This window comes from Asticcacaulis sp. P4_H10 (assembly GCF_056400965.1).
On sequence record NZ_JBFUKH010000004.1, the window covers coordinates 13,021 to 29,790 of the forward strand.

The 16,770-nt window shown below is 60.0% G+C and carries 12 protein-coding genes; 4 read left to right on the plus strand and 8 right to left on the minus strand.

The window, feature by feature from the left end; translation table 11 throughout:
- Positions 1-33 precede the first annotated feature (33 nt).
- A complete protein-coding gene (locus AC1DON_RS08270) occupies positions 34-1,161 on the minus strand; it encodes an acyltransferase family protein (RefSeq protein WP_476934309.1) in 1,128 nt (375 codons plus the stop codon).
- A gap of 199 nt (positions 1,162-1,360) precedes the next feature.
- On the opposite strand from AC1DON_RS08270, the gene AC1DON_RS08275 reads away from it, so the two are divergent.
- On the plus strand, positions 1,361-2,125 hold the full coding sequence (locus AC1DON_RS08275; RefSeq protein WP_476934310.1) for a metallophosphoesterase: 765 nt from the start codon (positions 1,361-1,363) through the stop codon (positions 2,123-2,125).
- Positions 2,126-2,139: 14 nt separating this feature from the next.
- Here the strand turns inward: AC1DON_RS08275 and AC1DON_RS08280 are convergent, their stop codons facing one another.
- The 3 genes from AC1DON_RS08280 to AC1DON_RS08290 form a co-directional block, all read right to left on the minus strand.
- Positions 2,140-3,426 (minus strand): glycosyltransferase family 4 protein, encoded by a 1,287-nt coding sequence (locus tag AC1DON_RS08280; protein WP_476934311.1) that lies wholly within the window; start codon positions 3,424-3,426, stop codon positions 2,140-2,142.
- A 332-nt stretch (positions 3,427-3,758) separates the two neighbouring features.
- Positions 3,759-5,189, minus strand: a complete 1,431-nt coding sequence (locus AC1DON_RS08285) for a DUF1501 domain-containing protein (RefSeq protein ID WP_476934312.1) — start codon at positions 5,187-5,189, stop codon at positions 3,759-3,761.
- An 8-nt stretch (positions 5,190-5,197) separates the two neighbouring features.
- Positions 5,198-6,874 carry a DUF1800 domain-containing protein gene (locus AC1DON_RS08290; RefSeq protein ID WP_476934313.1) on the minus strand — a complete coding sequence of 559 codons (1,677 nt, stop codon included), beginning with the start codon at positions 6,872-6,874 and terminating at the stop codon, positions 5,198-5,200.
- A gap of 468 nt (positions 6,875-7,342) precedes the next feature.
- Here AC1DON_RS08290 and AC1DON_RS08295 point away from each other — a divergent pair, with 468 nt between their 5' ends.
- The gene (locus tag AC1DON_RS08295; protein WP_476934314.1) at positions 7,343-8,758 is read left to right on the plus strand and encodes an O-antigen polymerase; all 1,416 of its coding nucleotides are present in this window, start codon (positions 7,343-7,345) and stop codon (positions 8,756-8,758) included.
- Positions 8,759-8,813: 55 nt separating this feature from the next.
- Here AC1DON_RS08295 and AC1DON_RS08300 read toward each other — a convergent pair whose 3' ends face one another.
- The 3 genes from AC1DON_RS08300 to AC1DON_RS08310 form a co-directional block, all read right to left on the minus strand.
- Positions 8,814-10,010 carry a glycosyltransferase family 4 protein gene (locus AC1DON_RS08300; RefSeq protein WP_476934315.1) on the minus strand — a complete coding sequence of 399 codons (1,197 nt, stop codon included), beginning with the start codon at positions 10,008-10,010 and terminating at the stop codon, positions 8,814-8,816.
- Positions 10,011-10,284: 274 nt separating this feature from the next.
- A complete protein-coding gene (locus AC1DON_RS08305) occupies positions 10,285-10,569 on the minus strand; it encodes a hypothetical protein (protein ID WP_476934316.1) in 285 nt (94 codons plus the stop codon).
- Between the two features lie 109 nt (positions 10,570-10,678).
- A complete protein-coding gene (locus AC1DON_RS08310) occupies positions 10,679-11,713 on the minus strand; it encodes an acyltransferase family protein (RefSeq protein ID WP_476934317.1) in 1,035 nt (344 codons plus the stop codon).
- A 190-nt stretch (positions 11,714-11,903) separates the two neighbouring features.
- Here AC1DON_RS08310 and AC1DON_RS08315 point away from each other — a divergent pair, with 190 nt between their 5' ends.
- On the plus strand, positions 11,904-13,136 hold the full coding sequence (locus AC1DON_RS08315; protein WP_476934318.1) for a glycosyltransferase family 4 protein: 1,233 nt from the start codon (positions 11,904-11,906) through the stop codon (positions 13,134-13,136).
- Positions 13,137-13,213: 77 nt separating this feature from the next.
- On the opposite strand, the gene AC1DON_RS08320 is transcribed toward AC1DON_RS08315, so the two are convergent.
- Entirely contained in the window at positions 13,214-14,605 is a 1,392-nt protein-coding gene (locus AC1DON_RS08320) for an HlyD family type I secretion periplasmic adaptor subunit (RefSeq protein WP_476934319.1), read from the minus strand.
- Between the two features lie 147 nt (positions 14,606-14,752).
- On the opposite strand from AC1DON_RS08320, the gene AC1DON_RS08325 reads away from it, so the two are divergent.
- Positions 14,753-16,501: a type I secretion system permease/ATPase gene (locus AC1DON_RS08325; RefSeq protein WP_476934320.1), complete on the plus strand. Its 1,749-nt coding sequence runs from the start codon at positions 14,753-14,755 to the stop codon at positions 16,499-16,501.
- Positions 16,502-16,770: the final 269 nt, after the last annotated feature.

The following is a 16,770-nucleotide window of genomic DNA, read 5'->3' on the forward strand; positions in this document are numbered from 1 at the left end:
GCCGCAGCAAAATGGGGCGGAGGTCGTGCCATTTCAGGTAGAGTGCGGGACAGCGCGCTTCCTTATCAGGCCATTGAGAAAGCGGGTAACGGGCTTTTCAATCACGAGATAAAAGATTGCTGCGGCGCAGAGGGCAGCCACCATGGCCAGGCTCATGAACAGCCAGGGCTGGGTGATGCCTGCCTTCTTGGCCAGCAGCGCCGAGACGTTGATGGCAAACGGGTGGGACAGGTACAGGGCGAAAGATATATTACCGCCGAACACGAGGGCGCGAATGATCGGGTTCGCGGTCCCGGGCGTCTCGATCATGACCAGGCCCGCGCAGGCCATCAGCGCCGGAATGCCCAGCCACAGCGCGCGGGTATTCAGGGCGGTCAGGTCGAGATGATGGTGCTTGCCGAGCATGACGAGCAGCAGGCCGGTTACGAACAGGCCAATCCCGACGAATCGGTTAAGGCGCCAGCCCTTCTGATAGAGCCACGCCAGGCCAATCCCGAATACGAACTCCAGAACGATGGAATTGAACCAGAAGGCCAGCACCGGAACCGTGACCAGACCCGTCATGCCGACAACGCCGAGCGCCGTCAGGCAGGCAATGACGAATATCATGCCTGTGCGGAAATCGAACAGCAGCGCAATGGCAAACAGGACGTAGAAGAACATCTCGTAATTCAACGTCCAGCCCAGGGACAGGACGGGATAGTAGCCGCCATAGGCGTTGACATAGGGAATGAAGAGATAAGAACGGACGACGTCGAGGGCGGACATGCTGCCCTTGTCGACGCTGCCGCTGAACACGGCTGCGGCTATGATCATCAGGGTTGTGAAGACCCAGTAGCTGGGCACGACGCGGACGACCCGGCGCAGCATGAAGTCGGTTGAGGCTTTGGACTTACCGAACTGCTGGCGGCCTATCGTGTACATGATGAAGCCGCTGATGACGAAAAAGATGTCAACGCCGCCCGGCCAGAAGAAGAAATCGACAAGCTGATAGTGGCTGTTGTCGATAAAGGGCCTGGTGGTCGATTCATACTGCGTGTGCTCAAACAGAACACAGGCTGCGGCGATAAAACGAAGAATCTGAAGATTTTTTATAACCGGTTCCGAGACGGATTGGCCGGCGCGATAGCACAGCGCGCGCAACATGTTCGTTGGGCTCACGTCAAATTCCTCTTGCGCTGTCTCTACAAATGACGATATTCCGGTTTGTGCTGCGATGCAATATGGCGAGGCGGGCGCATGTGGCTTTGAAATGGGCCGAACTTGCATGCCCAAACTTGCATGCTACGAAATTGCCCGCATATGATAGGCTGCATTGCACAGACGCCACGTCAACCGCATTCACAGAGTCTCGTGTCCCTTGTTTGGTCTTTTCAAAAAGAAACAGCAGACTTTTAACAATGCCGAGATCGATCGCCTGACCTACGCGATCGGCGACGTCCACGGCATGTTCGACCCGTTCTGCGGCCTGCTGGAAAAAATACGCCTGGACGCACAGGCGTTCCGGGTGACACCACGCGTCGTCCTGCTGGGTGACTACATCGACCGTGGCCCGGCTTCGTCGCGTGTGATCGACGAAATCCTGCGCATGCAGTCCCATATCGAAGCCGGCAGGGGCTGGTGCGAACTCGAAGTGCTGATCGGCAATCACGAGTGGGCGATGATGAACTTCCTGGCCACGGGCGACGCCATGTGGCTCAAATACGGAGGCGACACCTGTGCGACCTCCTATGGCGTGGAAGTGCCGTTCAATCTCGACTTCCGCAGCACGGCCGCCGCGGTCCGCGAAGAGCTGCGCAAGCGCCTGCCGACACAACACCGCGAATTCATTCAGCGCATGAAATACCTGTTCCAGGCCGGCGATTATCTTTTCGTCCATGCGGGGGTCTCGCCCAAGAAGCCGCTGTCTGACCAGGGACCTGAAACCTTCCTGTGGATTCGCGACGAGTTCCTCAGCACGCCCAAGGCCTGCGACTACGTCGTCGTGCATGGACATACGCCGACGATCGAACCGGTCAATCAGGAGTGGCGCATCGGCGTCGATACCGGCGCCTATGAGACGGGCGTCCTGACGGCGGTCCGGCTGAACGGGCGCCAGCGCGACTTCATCAACATCACCATGTAAACCGCTTATGCGGCTTAGGTCGCAGAGCCGGCCGTGAGCGCGGCGGGCTCTGTGCGCTCATGATCTGCTGGCCCGGGCTTCGTCATGGCGATGGCCTGGCGGTACGCATCCAGATACTGATCGAGAATGCGGTCGGGCTTGACCGCAGCGATGACGGCGTCGAACGCCGGCGGCTTCGGCAGGGCAGCGCGGCCGGCCGCCAGCACCTTTTGCATGCGGTCGGCCAGCGCATTGATATCCGAGGCGGGCACGACCCAATCAGGCGTGACGCTTCCGACAATGTCCGGCATGACGCCGACATTCGAGCAGATGACCGGCACGCCGACGGCATAGGACTCGATCACCGTCAGGCCGAAAGGCTCGGCCCATATGGACGGCACGACCAGTACGTCGATCGAAGACAGGAAGTCCGGGGCATTCTGAAAGCCCAGGAATTCGACCGGCAGGCCTTCCGCCTTGGCGGTCCACGGTGCCATGCCCCCAGGCGCATTGCCGGCGATCTTAAGCTGCCAGCCGGTCTTCGGCCTGGAAGCCTCAAGAGCGCGGCACGCCTCGATCAGGACGTCCATGCCCTTTTCGGTCTTGATGCTGCCCAGGTAGCCAAAGGTGAACGTCTCGTCCTTTGGCTGAGCATGCTTCGGTGGCGTCATGGCGACGGGGTTCAGGATGACCCTCTTGCGCTCCGGTGGCAGATTCTTAAACAGGCCGTATTGCTCGTGGATGTCGAGCACATGCTTCGATACGGCGACCACGACGTCGATATTGTTCTGGAATCGCTGTTTCCACGCCGAAACGACGGAGCAGCCGGCGTGCTGGCGCGTGCACGTCTTGCCATTGCGGAACAGGGCGGCGCGGACGCAGAGAAGGTCATAGTCGTGCAGCGTATGGACGACACCTATGCCGCGCTTGCGGGCCTCCGCCCAGACCATGGGGGGCAGCTCGACCATCGAATGGCTATGCAGAACGTCTGGCTTGAAGCGATCCAGGATCGCACCGAGATCACCGGCAATCAACACATTGAAAATGCTGAAAATTTTATTGATGACCCGCAGAGGCGCCGGGAACTTTCCCGTCTCTTCGATCCACAAAAGGTTGCGATGGGCCATGGGCTTGATCTGGACGCCATTGCGTACGGAATCGTGTTGCGGCGCCGGAACCAGATGCGCGACAGCGACCTCATGACCGTCAGCGACCTGATGTTCCGCCAGGATCTCCGTTACGCGCTCAGCCCCGCCAAACGAATAGGGTGCGTACAGGGAGCCCAGATGAAGTATGCGCAAATGTTCACCGCTGCTAGCCAACAGGCCCTCCCCCAATGGGTGTGCAGCTTAGAGCCGTGTAATTTAATATGTCTCTACTCATTTTATAAATTATCGAACCTGTATGCGCTTCTTGCGCACAAGTACTTCATAAAACTTCAATAGCCGTCCATTCCAGGGAATTGAGCGGCGCATCGGGGAGCAAATAATGGTCCCCATGAATATACGCCGGGTAAAGCGGAATGGATCTTCGCGCACTGCAGGGAGATTAGACGACGATCAGCAAATAACAAACACAGAAAGCCGTGCGGATGCAGACATATAGCGGCAATCCCCGGTGGATTGCAATTGCCTTCCGCCCATCCGCGCAGGTCTTACGCCAGGAAGCCCAGGTCTGAAGTGCCGAACCGGCCGATATTCGGGAAGATGGTGCTGATCTCCGACGACGATACGCCGAACCAGCGCGCCAGCGTCGCGGCATACTGATCGACCGAAGTTGTCGGCAGCAGGCGGCCTTGACCGACCTGGTCATCGCTGGTCAGCGATACCTGCGGCGCGGTGCCGTAGTAACGGCCGCCATTGACGGCGCCGCCAACGATGAAGTGGTGCGATCCCCAGCCATGGTCGGTACCTGTGCCGTTGGACGACAGGGTGCGGCCGAAATCCGACGCCGTAAAGGTTGTGACCTGGTCCGCAACGCCCATTTCGACCGTCGCCGAATAGAAGGCGGTCAGCGCCTCGTTAAGCCGGGCCATAGCGACCGGATGGTCCTGGTTCTGGTGGTCGTGGGTGTCGAAACCGCCCAGCTGGACGAAAAACACCTGACGCTTGACGCCGAGCGCGTTCCGCGCGCCGATCAGGCGGGCGACGGTCTTCAGCTGATTGGCAAGGCCGTTCGACTGGCCGTCGAGGTCGAAGCTGGTCGACAGTGAAACCGGAGACAGGGCGCTGTTCACGCTGCCCTCCCAGGCGACCGAGCGGCGCAGGACTTTGGCGTATTCTTCTTCGAAAATGTTGGCGCGCGGCTGGCTGATGAGGCTGCTCAGGGCGTCGGTAACGCCGGAAGAGCCGAATGCGTGGGATTTCAACGCGTTCACCGGTAGGGCGCCACTTGAACCGATCTGATATTGCACGGCCTGGTCGCCCGACAGGAAGACGGCGTTGCCGGAGGCCGAGATGCAGGTCATCAGGCTGTTGCCGTTGCCCGAAAGCGCCAGGTCACCCATGCGGCCGGCCCATCCGGTCGTCGAGCCTTCCGGCGCAAGCGACTGCCAGACCGACTGCTGGTCATTGTGCGAGAACAGGCGCGGCGGCAACGGGTTCGCCGTCCGGTTGGTGCTCTGGTACTGCGACAACGTCGTTGGCTGTATCAGCGGACCGACATTGAGCTGTACGGCCATCCGTCCCAGGTTCCACATGCCCTTGAGGCCGGTGAGATAGGGCGACAGTGCGTATTGCTGATCGTCGGTCAGGGTTTGCGGCGTGCGAGTCGCCAGCGAGGTGTTCGCCAGGTCGGCGCGACCATAGGCGATGCCGCCCGCCGTCTGACCGGCGCCGCCGCCACGAATGGCGCTGTACAGGTCGTAATTGGCCGAGTCGTAAGGAATAAGCGTGCTGCCCTGGTCGTTACCGCCGTGCAGGAAGACGCAGACCAGCGCGCGATAGTCGCTGTTCGTAAAGGCGGCCGCTTCGCCCATGGCGGCCAGGTTGAGCGCGAACGGGGCTGCGCCGCCGACGATAGCCAGGTTACCCAGGCGCGAAAAAAGTGAACGGCGGGTCACGTCCCGCGTTTTGCCGATCATCATGGGAGGATCTACTTCTGAATGAGATATTCGGGGGCAGCCAGGGTCAGGAAGGTGGCGGCCTGGACGCGATTGAGCTTCTGGCTGTCCGTCGTCGCGGGCAAGCCGGCGACGGCGGTCTGGATTACGGTAACGGTCGCGGCCGACAGCTGGTTGGCGGTCAGGCGCAGATTGAGCGCACTGACGAGGCCCACGGCGTCATCAGCCTTGGCCATGAGCGCGGTATACTGCGGCTTCACATCATTGACGCCGGATTTGACGGCGCTCAGCATAAAGTTGAGGTAACCTGCCGTCGTCGTCTCGTTGACGATCTGGAACTCCGGCGCGACCATTTTCCTGTCGGCCATTGCCGTATTGGGTGGCACATAGCCGGGTCGGAAAAAGTTGAAGACAGATGGCGAGCGCAAAGGGCTTTGACCCAGGCTCTGCATGCCTGAAAGGTCGGCAATGCTCCACTTGCCGGTGGATGTCGCGACCTCCGCCGTGCGCGCCCACTGTGCGAAGCGCACGATAGGTTCGCGCAGCTTGCCGCCGGTCACAGCATCGGGAAGCGTGCGCGCCTCGGCATCGGTGAATATAGCGGTCCAAACCGCCTTCAGATCTCCCCGAACACCGGCGCCGTTGTCGTTGAAGGCTGCAGCGACACGCCCCACATAGGCCGGGCTGGGATTGGATGACACCAAGAGCTTGATCATCGCAGACGCAAAAAAAGGCCCGACATTCGGGTGATTGCACAATGTGTCCAAAGCGATTTTCAACGCGGTTTCCGCCACAGTGTTTGCCGGAATTGTCGTGCCCAGGAATGAAACGCTCTCAGTGGAGTGGGCGCCCCTGACAACAATCATTGGACGTCGGGCGTACATTGGGTCGCGGATGGCGAAGGTTTCCCACGATACCGACGTCGTAGGGACATTGGCGACGTCCGCCGCATAGCCAGTGAAGACGTGCGCCAGGTTTGTGACGTCGTCCAGTTTGAAAACATCGCTCTGATTGCCAAACAAATCCGTCTTCGGCGTGCCATCGATGTTCAGCATCGTCAGGCCGGTGGTGAACAATTGCATGCATTCACGCGCATAGTTCTCGTCGGGCCGCCTGCCGGTGCTGTCGGCCTTGCCGCTGCCCACGACGTTCAGAAATATGCCCATCTGCAGGTTCAGGGTCACGGCTTCGAGCAATGCGCGAAACGTTCCGAAAGCATTGGCGTTGAGCATGTCCCAATAGCCGGCGGCTATGTAGGATGGCCACATATTGGTCGAATTGAACGGCGCAACAAAATGCTCCGATAGCGCCAGCGTAATGCGTTTACGCAGCTGATCGGGTGATGCGATCAGTTGATACCAAAGGCCATTTTCGGCGGGTTCGACGTGGAAATAATACTTGTCCTGGGTAATCGCATTGTAGCCATGGCTATCAAGCCAGTCCCAGAGGCTTGTGCTCGTGGCCATTCCGTACTGACTGTTGAGCCACGCGCTATAACCTTGCGTTTTCACCGTCGCAATATCTGCGTCGGACGCGGAAAACTGCGTCTGAAGCAGAAAGCGCGTCGCGTCGGCATCGCTGATCTGTGGTGGTGGCGTAACGACAACTGGCTGGGACGGAGCTGGAGCCGGAGCTGTGCCGCCACCACCACCACCACTGCTTCCGCCGCCACCGCCGCCACCGCCACAAGCGGTGAGGGCCGCGGCCATGACGGCAGAAATACCAGCCGTCGCTACCTTGCGGGGACGTCGTTTAACCTGTTGCGCGTCGCGTTCACGATGGTCCGCGGACGGGGCCTCGAATTTTTCGGGGGCCTCACTAGCTAAATCATCCATACTCGTACTCAACTGCAACGCATTCGCCACCTGACGAACGCTTTCACCACACAGGCGAATTGTTGCAGAAAAGTGTTAACAGGAATCCACTTGTGAGGTGATTTTTAATTATGAAGGCCGTTTGAATTTTGCATTGCAACCGCCATATTTTGGTGCGGATTTGGACCGTTTTTCGACAAATTTATTAAGTAATTTTACACCGGTCATTGACCGTAAAGGCCTTGTTGCGCAGGGCTTGGTATGCGGCATTCCCAGGCATGAGAATACTCGTTACTTGCCATTAGTCTTAACATAAAATATGTGTTAATTGCTGCGGCGCATCAATTGGTGGGACTAAGTGTAATGTTCAATGTGTTTCGTGGGACTGGCTTAAACGTTTTTACCGCTGTTTCACCGGTTGGAATGGTCCTGGTCGCGTACCTGATATGCGTCGCATCCGTTATGATCCCAAAGGATGCGTATGAAGCGGTCATGTACGAGCCCAATCTCATGGCTGGGAACGGCAAGCTCCTGTTCTTGTACGGAATGAGCTGTCTGTCTTTCCTGGCAGGGTTCTTCCTGATGGGAGGAAACGCCCGAAATTCTACGCTGGCGATACAGAACAAGCGGCGCCGGGAAAAGCAGGCTCTCGTCCAGAACAAGCTCTACCATCTCCCACCACTGATTACCGTAGCCGCGCTCAATCTTTTCAGCATGATGCTGATCCTCAAGAACACGCCGGGCCTGATTGGCCTGGTCCTTTCCGGTGACGGCGATGTTGCGAAGCAGGTGATGGATACCACTGGCGGTCTCGCGGGCGTGCAACCGCTCCTGATTGCCCTGGTCTGGTGGTCTATGGGCAAGCACATGGTTGTGTTCGAAAACCTGAATTCGCCTCAGGCCAGGCTATCCGCGCTTAGCATTACCGGCGCCTTGGTTCTGGCCGTGTTGATTTCGGTCGTCAAGGTGGCGCGCTACGAGATCATCCCCCTGCTGGTGGGTTCGTTGATTGTGTATCTGGTAATGAAAGCGACCAGCGGCAAAATCAATGTGCGTAAACTGGTCACACTTTCGGCATTTGCCGCGGTCGGCATGATTGTCATCTTCATGGCGTTCAGCCTGTTGCGCGGCAATACCAGCGAATTTCAGATGCAGCGTACCTTGTATGGCTACGGCCCGGCATCATTCAACCATCTCGTCGCTGTCCTCGAAGGGCGGCTGGTGTTTCCCTATGCCGGCACAGGCACCTATTCATTCGCCTGGCTGAGTAACGCACCCTTTATCTATAAGATTGTCAATTTCCAGGCCCTGCTGGGTTTGCCGGATACGACGAGTGTATTCCTGTCCGAGTTTGACGCCACGCATCAGGCGGGTCTGGCGCGCTCCTTCAACTGGGTCACGGCTTTCGGCTACTATTATCAGGATTGGGGTCCTTGGACCTACCTGTTCATGGCCATCCTGGGTGCGCTGACCTGCATTTTCTGGAAGAAGGCCATCAAGGGTGAGACGACAGGCCTGGTGCTATACCCATTTGCCGCCGGATCGATATTGCTCTGGTTTGCGTTTCCGGTATTTACCCGTCCGCAACTCGCAACCTACCTCATGGCCATTGTTGCGCTGACAATCTACGACGCGCTGTTTTCCAAGCGCAAACGCGATTATCTCAAGGAACGCATGTTCGCGCGCGCCGCCCCTGCGCGGGAAAAGATCATACTGCATCCGCGTCCTGAGATGACGCAACGGCCGCGCCGAAACGCCCGCTCGGGCAATTCGTCATAGCACCAAAACCTGGGCTGATAATCAGTGGCGACTGCCGAGGGCAGTTCGAAAGCCTTCAGCGGGATTCGAAATAAAGGTCGCTGTAGCGGCCAACGACCTCCGCCTCCGAAAAGGCCGAGAAGAAGTCCGGATCGGGCGTGTGCGCGTCCTTCCACCGACCAGCGTCGCGCACGGCAGCGTCCATCAGCCGCGCCAGGGCGGCGATATCGAAGGCGTCGTATTCCGCCACGCACTTGCCCTGTGCGGCGATCTCTGGAATCCCGCCCGAACGCGCGCAAATGGCGCTCCGGCCATAGGCAAAGCTTTCGATCAGGGTCCGGGGCAGGGGTTCGGGCCAGATGGACGCAATCAGCGACGTGTCTATACTGGAATAGAAGGTGTCCGGCGAAGCAAAGCCGAGCCATTCGATGCGCGGGTCATTATATCTGGCCTTGAGGCCTTCGACATATTCGGGAATGCCGCGTCCGGCTATGGCCAGGCGCCAGTTCGACGTCTCCATCGCCCGGGTGGCTTCAAGCACGACCTCGATACCTTTTTCTTCCTCGACGCGGCCGATAAAACCGAAGACCAGGATATCATCAGGGGTATTGGCGCGCGTCGGCTTGGCGCTCAGGTCGGCGATATTGTAGATGACGGCCGATGGCTTGCCCTTGAAGAAGCCGTGTTGGTCGTGCGCAGCTATGACATAGGCGCTGTTGGAGGCGACCTTGTCGACCTCGGTCGACTTCCACTGGCGGATGGCCGTCAGCGCCTTGCAATCCAGGCAGCGGGTCTCACAAAGGTGATTGTCGCGGAACAGCGCCGATCGCCCGCACGCCAGTGAGTAGTCGCGCAGGGTGTGCACGATCGGAATGCCACGCTTGCGGATCTCGTGCCAGACCGCTACCGAAAAACCGGTCAGGTTGTTGGTGTGTACGACATCAGGCTTGAATTCGTCGAGCAATGGCGCGAATCGCCGCGCGGCCTTGACGTTCCACATATCTATAAGGTGCCAGAGGATACGTTTCGCGCCCGATGGCTTGGCGCCGCCGTCATACGGCCAGTAGAGATTGTCGAGCGGCAGCCGCACCACAGTGACGCCGTTACGCTCTTCGTCGATGCGCGAAGGCGCGTCCGTGAGACACACGCAGATGACCCGGTTGCCGGCGCGCACAAGCGCCTCGGCCAGCAGAGAGACCGACTTCTCGGCGCCGCCTACCTGGGACGGGGGATAGAGCGTATTTACGATCAGAATGGTGCGATGCGTCGTCACTGTGCGTTTATACCGCCGAGGTCTCCGGTGTCCGGCACTCGATCCCGAACCGAAGCCATGCGCAATACGTTTTTACACGTACCATTAAATGCATGGAAACAGCCTCTTTAATGCGCCTGGTACGCGGTGACGCAAAAATACTAAAGCGGGAAGCCTTGCAGTTCCCGCAGGGATCGGGTGTCGCGACTGAAATTCAGGTGGCCTTTATAAACGAGAAAGGCGGCGCATTTGCAATGCTTAAATTACAATGCGAGCAGCCGTTTGCCCCAATGAATCAGGAGGCGGCACCCAGATGGCTGTCGTCCGGAAGATAGGTCGGATCGGGCTTGTAGTCGGAGGGCTGAAGCGGGGCGTCGCCGGCGTCCGCCTGAGGGGATTCGCCCGGCGCGGGAGTGCCCTGCCCGGGGGCGCCCGCCTGAGGCAAGGGCGTCGATGGCGGAGCATTATTGGCTGTGGGTGTGCGCGATGCCGTCGCGGACTCGCCGCCACAGGCGGACAGCAGGAGCGCTGCCGGAATGGCTGCGAGGGACAGGCTGATAAGGCGGGGAAGGTTACGCATGATACACACCAAACTTTGAATTCTGATCTGGAAGTCCCAGATGTGGGAAGCTCGAGTCTAAGGGACGCTAAGTCCCGAAGGTAAATTTGCGCCTAAACGACAGGCTTACTCAAACATTACCCGTCGTTTGACGCGGTGGGCCCAGACGATTGACGAACCGCATCAGCGGCCGCTCGACCCATATGTGGTAGGCGACACCGATTGCAAGGGCCAGGATCGCGACACCCAGCACCAGAACGGCTGCAGGCACCTGGTCGCGGAAGCGGGCGGCGACGCGGCCAAGCGCTGATATGATGGGCAAATGGATCAAATATATGGCGTAGGACGCTTCGCCCAGAAGGATCAGCGGGCGGGGCACGCGCAGTCCCGTCTGCGATTCAAGCCCTACCAGGCCGGCTATGGCCACGGCCGCGCCGGTTCCGGCCAGCAGCCGGCAGGTCGGGTCGCCGTGGAGCTGATAATTGAAGGCCAGAATACCCCACATGCCAAAGTAAAGCAGGCTTCCCGCGCCCGTCAGCACGGCCGGATAGCGGATAAGTCCGCGCCGGTAGAGCCAGCAGATGCCCATGCCAAGGCCAAAGAGAAGATGGTGCGTGTCGAAAAACACCGCAGACAGGCCGGTGACGCCGAGATAAGGCAGGACAAGCGACAGCAGGAACCAGCTGCCGAGCACGGCCAATCCCGGCCCGCGCCACAGGATCATGAAGGCGAACAGGGCATAGAAGATGATTTCACGCCGCAGGGTCCATTCGACCGTTAGCAGTGGGTCGGTCGTCGCGGGCAGAATAAGAAAGCCGGCGATGATGTCCCAAACGGAGGGAATGGTCTTCAGCACGAAGACGACCATCAGGCTGGTCAGGAGCAGCGTCACCCATAGCAGAGGATAGATCCGCTTGAAGCGCCGCCACAGAAAACTGAGAACGCGCTCAGGCCGCCCAAGGTCGTTCTCGTGCGCCAGCATGATGACGAAGCCCGACAGGACGAAGAAGAAATCGATGCCGATATAGCCGCCCCTGAAGACGACAAAGGTCTCGTGGCCGAAGTACTTGGCCATCTGCAGCGTCGTTTCGACGTGGAACAGCAGCACGGCCAGGGCGGCAAATCCGCGTCCGGCCTGAAGCGTATCGAGTTTCCTACGGTCCATGGTGCCTCGGCTTGCTGCGCTGCGAGATATTCCCGCATGACGCTGGAAAGTCAAACCATCTGGTGGGTTAAGGGCTCGACCGGATGCCATCTCCGGTATAGTGTGGCGGCATTTAGGGCGATATGGCGAAACCTGCGTGGCGGCTTCGACCTGGATATCGCAACCAAGCAATAAGGCCGGGGAGACGGGCATGCGCATTCTTTTTATTCATCAAAACATGCCGGGTCAGTACAAGTATCTGGCGCCCACCCTGGCCAATATGGGCCATGAGGTCGTTTTCATCACCAAGCAGAAGACGGTCGAGCTGAAAGGCGTACGCAAGCTGGTTTACCAGCCACATCGCGTTGCCCACGCGTCGACGCACCATTATCTGCGCCTGTTCGAAAACTCGATCCTGCACGGCCAGCAGGTCGCGCGCCTAGCCCAGCAACTGCGTCAGGAAGGCTTTATTCCCGACATCATCATCGCCCATCCGGGCTGGGGTGAGACCCTGTTCATCAAGGAAATCTACCCGCGCTCACCGCTCCTGAGCTATTGCGAATTCTACTACACCGCTTTTGGCGCCGATGTTGGCTTCGACAAGGACAAGGAGGTCATGCTCGACGACCTGTGCCGGGTGCGGGCGCGTAACTCCCACCTGCTGATGTCGCTGGAGCTGGCCGATCGTGGCTGGAGCCCGACCCAGTGGCAGAAGTCGCGCCATCCGGCCGTCTTCCAGCCGAAGATCGCCACCATATTCGACGGTATCGACGTCCAGAAGGTGCAGCCGAATGCCGAGGCGCTCTTCACCCTGCCGGACGGCACCGAACTGCGCAAGGGCGACGAGGTCATTACCTATGTCGCCCGCAATCTTGAGCCCTATCGTGGCTTCCATATCTTCATGCGCGCCCTGCCGGAGCTGCTCAAGCTGCGGCCGAACGCCAAGGTCGTCATTGTCGGCGGTGACAACGTCTCCTATGGCGCGGCGCCCAAGGAGGGCGGCAACTGGCGTGAGGTCCTGACGAAGGAGGTGGGGCTGAAGAGCGACCGCGTCCACTTCCTGGGCCAGTTGCCCTATGACAACTACGTCCGCCTGCTGCAGGTCTCGTCGGTCCACGTCTACCTGACCTACCCCTTCGTCCTGTCGTGGTCGTTCATGGAGGCGATGTCGGCTGGCTGCCTGATGGTCGCTTCGGACACGGCGCCGGTTCAGGAGGTCCTGAAGGACGGCGAAAATGGCTATCTGACCGACTTCTTCGATACGGCCCAGTTGAACCGCACCATCGTCAAGGCGCTCAAGGACAAGGACGCGCAGCACCTGCGCGAGGCCGCCCGCAAGACCATCCTCGACAATTACAGCCTGCAGATCTGTCTGCCGCGTCAGTTGCAGCTGATCGAGGAAGTCGCCGGCAAGCCGGTGGTGCAGCGCCAGCTGGCAAGCTGACCCATCAGCGAGTTAAATTAAGAAGGCCCGCACTCATGGAGCGCGGGCCTTTTTTAATAGCGTAGTGCGTGCGAGACCTAGTGCTCGGTGAAGGTGTGCGAGAAGGTCTCGTTCAATGGCTCGAGCAGGTAGGTCAGCATGGTGCGCTTGCGCGTCGGTATGTTGATCTCGACGGGCAGGCCCGGCTTGATGGTGTCTTCCCAGCCGCGCGCCTTCTTGACGACGGCCAGGCTCTTCTCGCTGACCTCGATCTTGGCCTTGAAGAAGGATTGTCCGGTCTTCGGATCGGTGAAGCTGTCGCCCGAGACATCCAGCACCTTGCCGGTCAGGTCGGGCAGGTCGCGTTCATAAAGACCCGAAAAGCGGATGCGGGCGGTCTGGCCGGCGCGGACATCGTCACCGTCCTGTGGCAGAATATAGGCGTCGATGACCAGCGGCGCCTTGTCCGGCACAACGCTCAGGATCTTGTCGCCCGGCGCGATGACGCCGCCTTCGGTATGGGCGGTCAGGCCCAGGACCTTGCCCGTCACAGGGGCGCGGACCTGGATGCGGTCGAATTCGGTATTGGCGGCTGTCATCTGCGGAACGATATTAGACAGCTTGAGCTGCGTGTCGCGCAGGTCGGTGACCAGGTCCTGGAAATATTGCTGGCGCAGGGTCAGCATGCGCATCCGGCTTTCGCCTATGGCACCGTTGGCCTGGGCGACCGAGGCATTGAGCGCGCCGTTTTCGCCCTCGAGGCCGGCAACGCGGCTTTCCAGTTCACGCACGCGGGTCTTGGGCGCATAGCCGCGCTTTTCCAGCGAGTCGACGCCCGCCAGTTCCTGGCGTGTCAGTTCTTGCTGGCGAAGATTGGCGGCGATGCGCTGGCGTGCGCCGGCGATCTGCTGGGAGGTCTGGCCTTGCTGCTGGCCCAGGACCGAGATCTGGCTGCCAAGCGCACCCTGGCCGGCGCGCAGGGCCTGGAGCTGGAGGCGCATGGCCTCATCGACCATCTCCTTTTCGAGACCGGTATAGTCGCGCAGTTCCAGCGGAACCTCGAAGCTGGTGGCGCCGCCCTGGGCCGCCATCAGGCGCGCTTCCTGGACTTTCAGCGTAATATATTGTGCCGTCAGCGAGGTGGCGGCGGCTTCAGACTGGTCACCCGCCAGTTCGATCAGGACCTGGCCCTTTTCGACGTGTGCGCCTTCGCGGACAAGCAGCTTCTTCACGACGCCGCCGGTCTTGTGCTGAACCTCCTGCAGGCTGCCGGACACGACAATGGTGCCGCGCGCCGTCACGGCAGCATCGACCCGCGCCAGCGCCGCCCAGCCGAGGAAAACGCCAAAGAAGCCGAACAGCAACCACCAGCCCAGGCGGATTTCGCGCGATGCGTCAGCGGTTCCGATGCCGTCAGCAGCGGTGGGCGCGACATAGCGGCGGACCATGTCCGCGACTTTGTTCTTGAAGACGACGATTTCGCCGGCCATGCGTGAACCCCCGGGAAATGGCTGGCCACGATCTCATGAGCCAGCTTGCTATTTATGGTCAGGACTAATAAGGAAAAGCAATAAATTGACGGTGATGCTTTTGCCGGAAACGGCGCGATATTTCAACACAACAGATTAGGGGGCGTTATGGTCCTGTTGGGTAAAAAGATCAATGGTGTCCTGGCCAACGCGCTGGAAACCTGCAAGCCGCATTTCGTCAATGTGATGATCTTCAGCCTCTTCCTGAACGTGCTGTATCTGACGCCGACGCTATATATGCTCCAGGTCTATAACCGGGTCATGCCGACCGGCGGCCTGTCCACCCTGTTCTTCCTCAGCCTGATCACCATAGTGGCTTTCCTTGTCCTGGCCATGCTCGACAATCTGCGCACCCGGCTGCTGGTCCGCTCGGGCCTCAAGCTCGACATGGAGCTGTCGGGGCCGATCCTGACCCAGATCCTGTCGATGCAGGTCCGCTCGACCGAAGCGCGCCCGACCGCCAACGTCATGCGCAGCTTCGACAGTTTCAAGCAGGCCATCAGCGGCCAGGGCTTTCTCGCCTTGTGTGACGCGCCGTGGATTATCATCTACATCCTGCTGTGCTTCCTGCTGCATCCGTACCTGGCCCTGGTCTGTCTGGCGGGCGCGGTCATATTGACCATTCTGGCCGTCATGAACGAACGCGCGACCTATAAGCAACTGACCGTGGCGACGCAGGGCATGACGCGCGCCTATGCCGCCCAGGATGTCCTCACTGCCCGGGCAGACATCATTTCGGCCCTGGGCATGCGCGAAGCCATGGTCATGTCGCAGATGCGCAGCCGCCACGAGGCGATGGAAAGCAATGTCCACGCCGGCATGTCGGGCAACCGTTACCGGGCGGCCGCCAAGTTCTTCCGCCTTCTGCTGCAGTCGGTGGGCCTGGGCGTTGGCGCCCTGCTGGCGGTCGAGCACAAGATTTCGCCGGGCGCGGTGTTCGCCGCCTCGCTGCTGATTTCGCGCGCCACGGCGCCGATCGACCAGACGATTGCGTCGTGGAAATCGCTGGTCGCCGGCTATAACGGCTTTTTCTCGCTGAACGACCTGTTCAATTCGGTCGAAGCCAAGCCGGACTATGTCAACCTGCCGCCCCCGCGCGGCCAGCTCGATGTCGAAGGCGTGTCGGTCGCCAACCACCAGCTCAAGACTTACCTGCTGGCCAATGTCAGCTTTGCCATCCAGCCGGGCGAAGTCCTGGGCGTGGTCGGACCCAGCGGGGCCGGCAAGACGACTCTGGCGCGCGTGATCGTCGGCGCCGAGGTCTACGACACCGGCGCGGTGCGCATCGACAGTGGCGAGCGCCGCGAGTGGGATCCCGACCGCCTGGCGCGACACGTCGGCTATTTCCCGCAGGACACGGTTCTGTTCGAAGGCACGGTGCGCGACAATATCTGCCGTTTCGAACACCTGCTGACGACCGATGCCGACGCCGTCGATGCCGGCGTTGTGCGTGCTGCGCAGGCCGCCGGCGTGCATGAGCTGATCATGCGCCTTCCCAATGGCTACAATACCCGTCTCAGCGTCAACGGCCAGGGGCTGTCAGCCGGGCAGGCGCAATTGATCGGCCTGGCGCGGGCCTTCTACGGCGGGCCAAGCCTGCTGGTGCTCGACGAGCCGAACTCCCACCTCGACAGCGCCGGTGAGGAAATGCTGGCCAAGGCGATTGCCGGCTTCCGCGCCGGTGGCGGTTCGGTCGTGGTCATTGCGCACCGCGCCGGTATTCTGGCGGTCGTGGACAAGCTGGTGGTGATGCAGGGCGGCCGCGTCCAGTATTTCGGCACGCGCGAAGGCTGGACCAAGCAGCTGGAAAAAGCCGCCGCCAAGCCCCAGGCCAATCTGGAAAGGTCGCCCGTCTGACGTCTCAGGTCTAAGGTTCGACACCTCATTATTTATGAGGAACGATAGATGGCGCGCGACTAAAAATCCCCTGCAGGATGTATCTTAATCAAGTCTGCGTGGGCGCGTTGCGCATGTCAGAGACCCGTGATATCTGTGCCGCGCGTCGTGTATTCTGACGCCGGCCGTGTGCCGTGAGGTATCATTTTATTTTCCCCGTTCGATACCTCGACCTGATTTTCCAAAGTACCTCTGCATATTCCCCAGTACTCTGCCCGATTTCTCCAAAA

Bases quoted from the DNA above. Each gene is read 5' to 3' on its own strand.
- AC1DON_RS08285 (WP_476934312.1), bottom strand. From the start codon at position 5,189: ATGATGATCGGCAAAACGCGGGACGTGACCCGCCGTTCACTTTTTTCG.
- AC1DON_RS08290 (WP_476934313.1), bottom strand. From the start codon at position 6,874: ATGGCCGCGGCCCTCACCGCTTGTGGCGGTGGCGGCGGTGGCGGCGGA.
- AC1DON_RS08295 (WP_476934314.1), top strand. From the start codon at position 7,343: ATGTTCAATGTGTTTCGTGGGACTGGCTTAAACGTTTTTACCGCTGTT.
- AC1DON_RS08305 (WP_476934316.1), bottom strand. From the start codon at position 10,569: ATGCGTAACCTTCCCCGCCTTATCAGCCTGTCCCTCGCAGCCATTCCG.
- AC1DON_RS08310 (WP_476934317.1), bottom strand. From the start codon at position 11,713: ATGGACCGTAGGAAACTCGATACGCTTCAGGCCGGACGCGGATTTGCC.
- AC1DON_RS08315 (WP_476934318.1), top strand. From the start codon at position 11,904: ATGCGCATTCTTTTTATTCATCAAAACATGCCGGGTCAGTACAAGTAT.
- AC1DON_RS08320 (WP_476934319.1), bottom strand. From the start codon at position 14,605: ATGGCCGGCGAAATCGTCGTCTTCAAGAACAAAGTCGCGGACATGGTC.
- AC1DON_RS08325 (WP_476934320.1), top strand. From the start codon at position 14,753: ATGGTCCTGTTGGGTAAAAAGATCAATGGTGTCCTGGCCAACGCGCTG.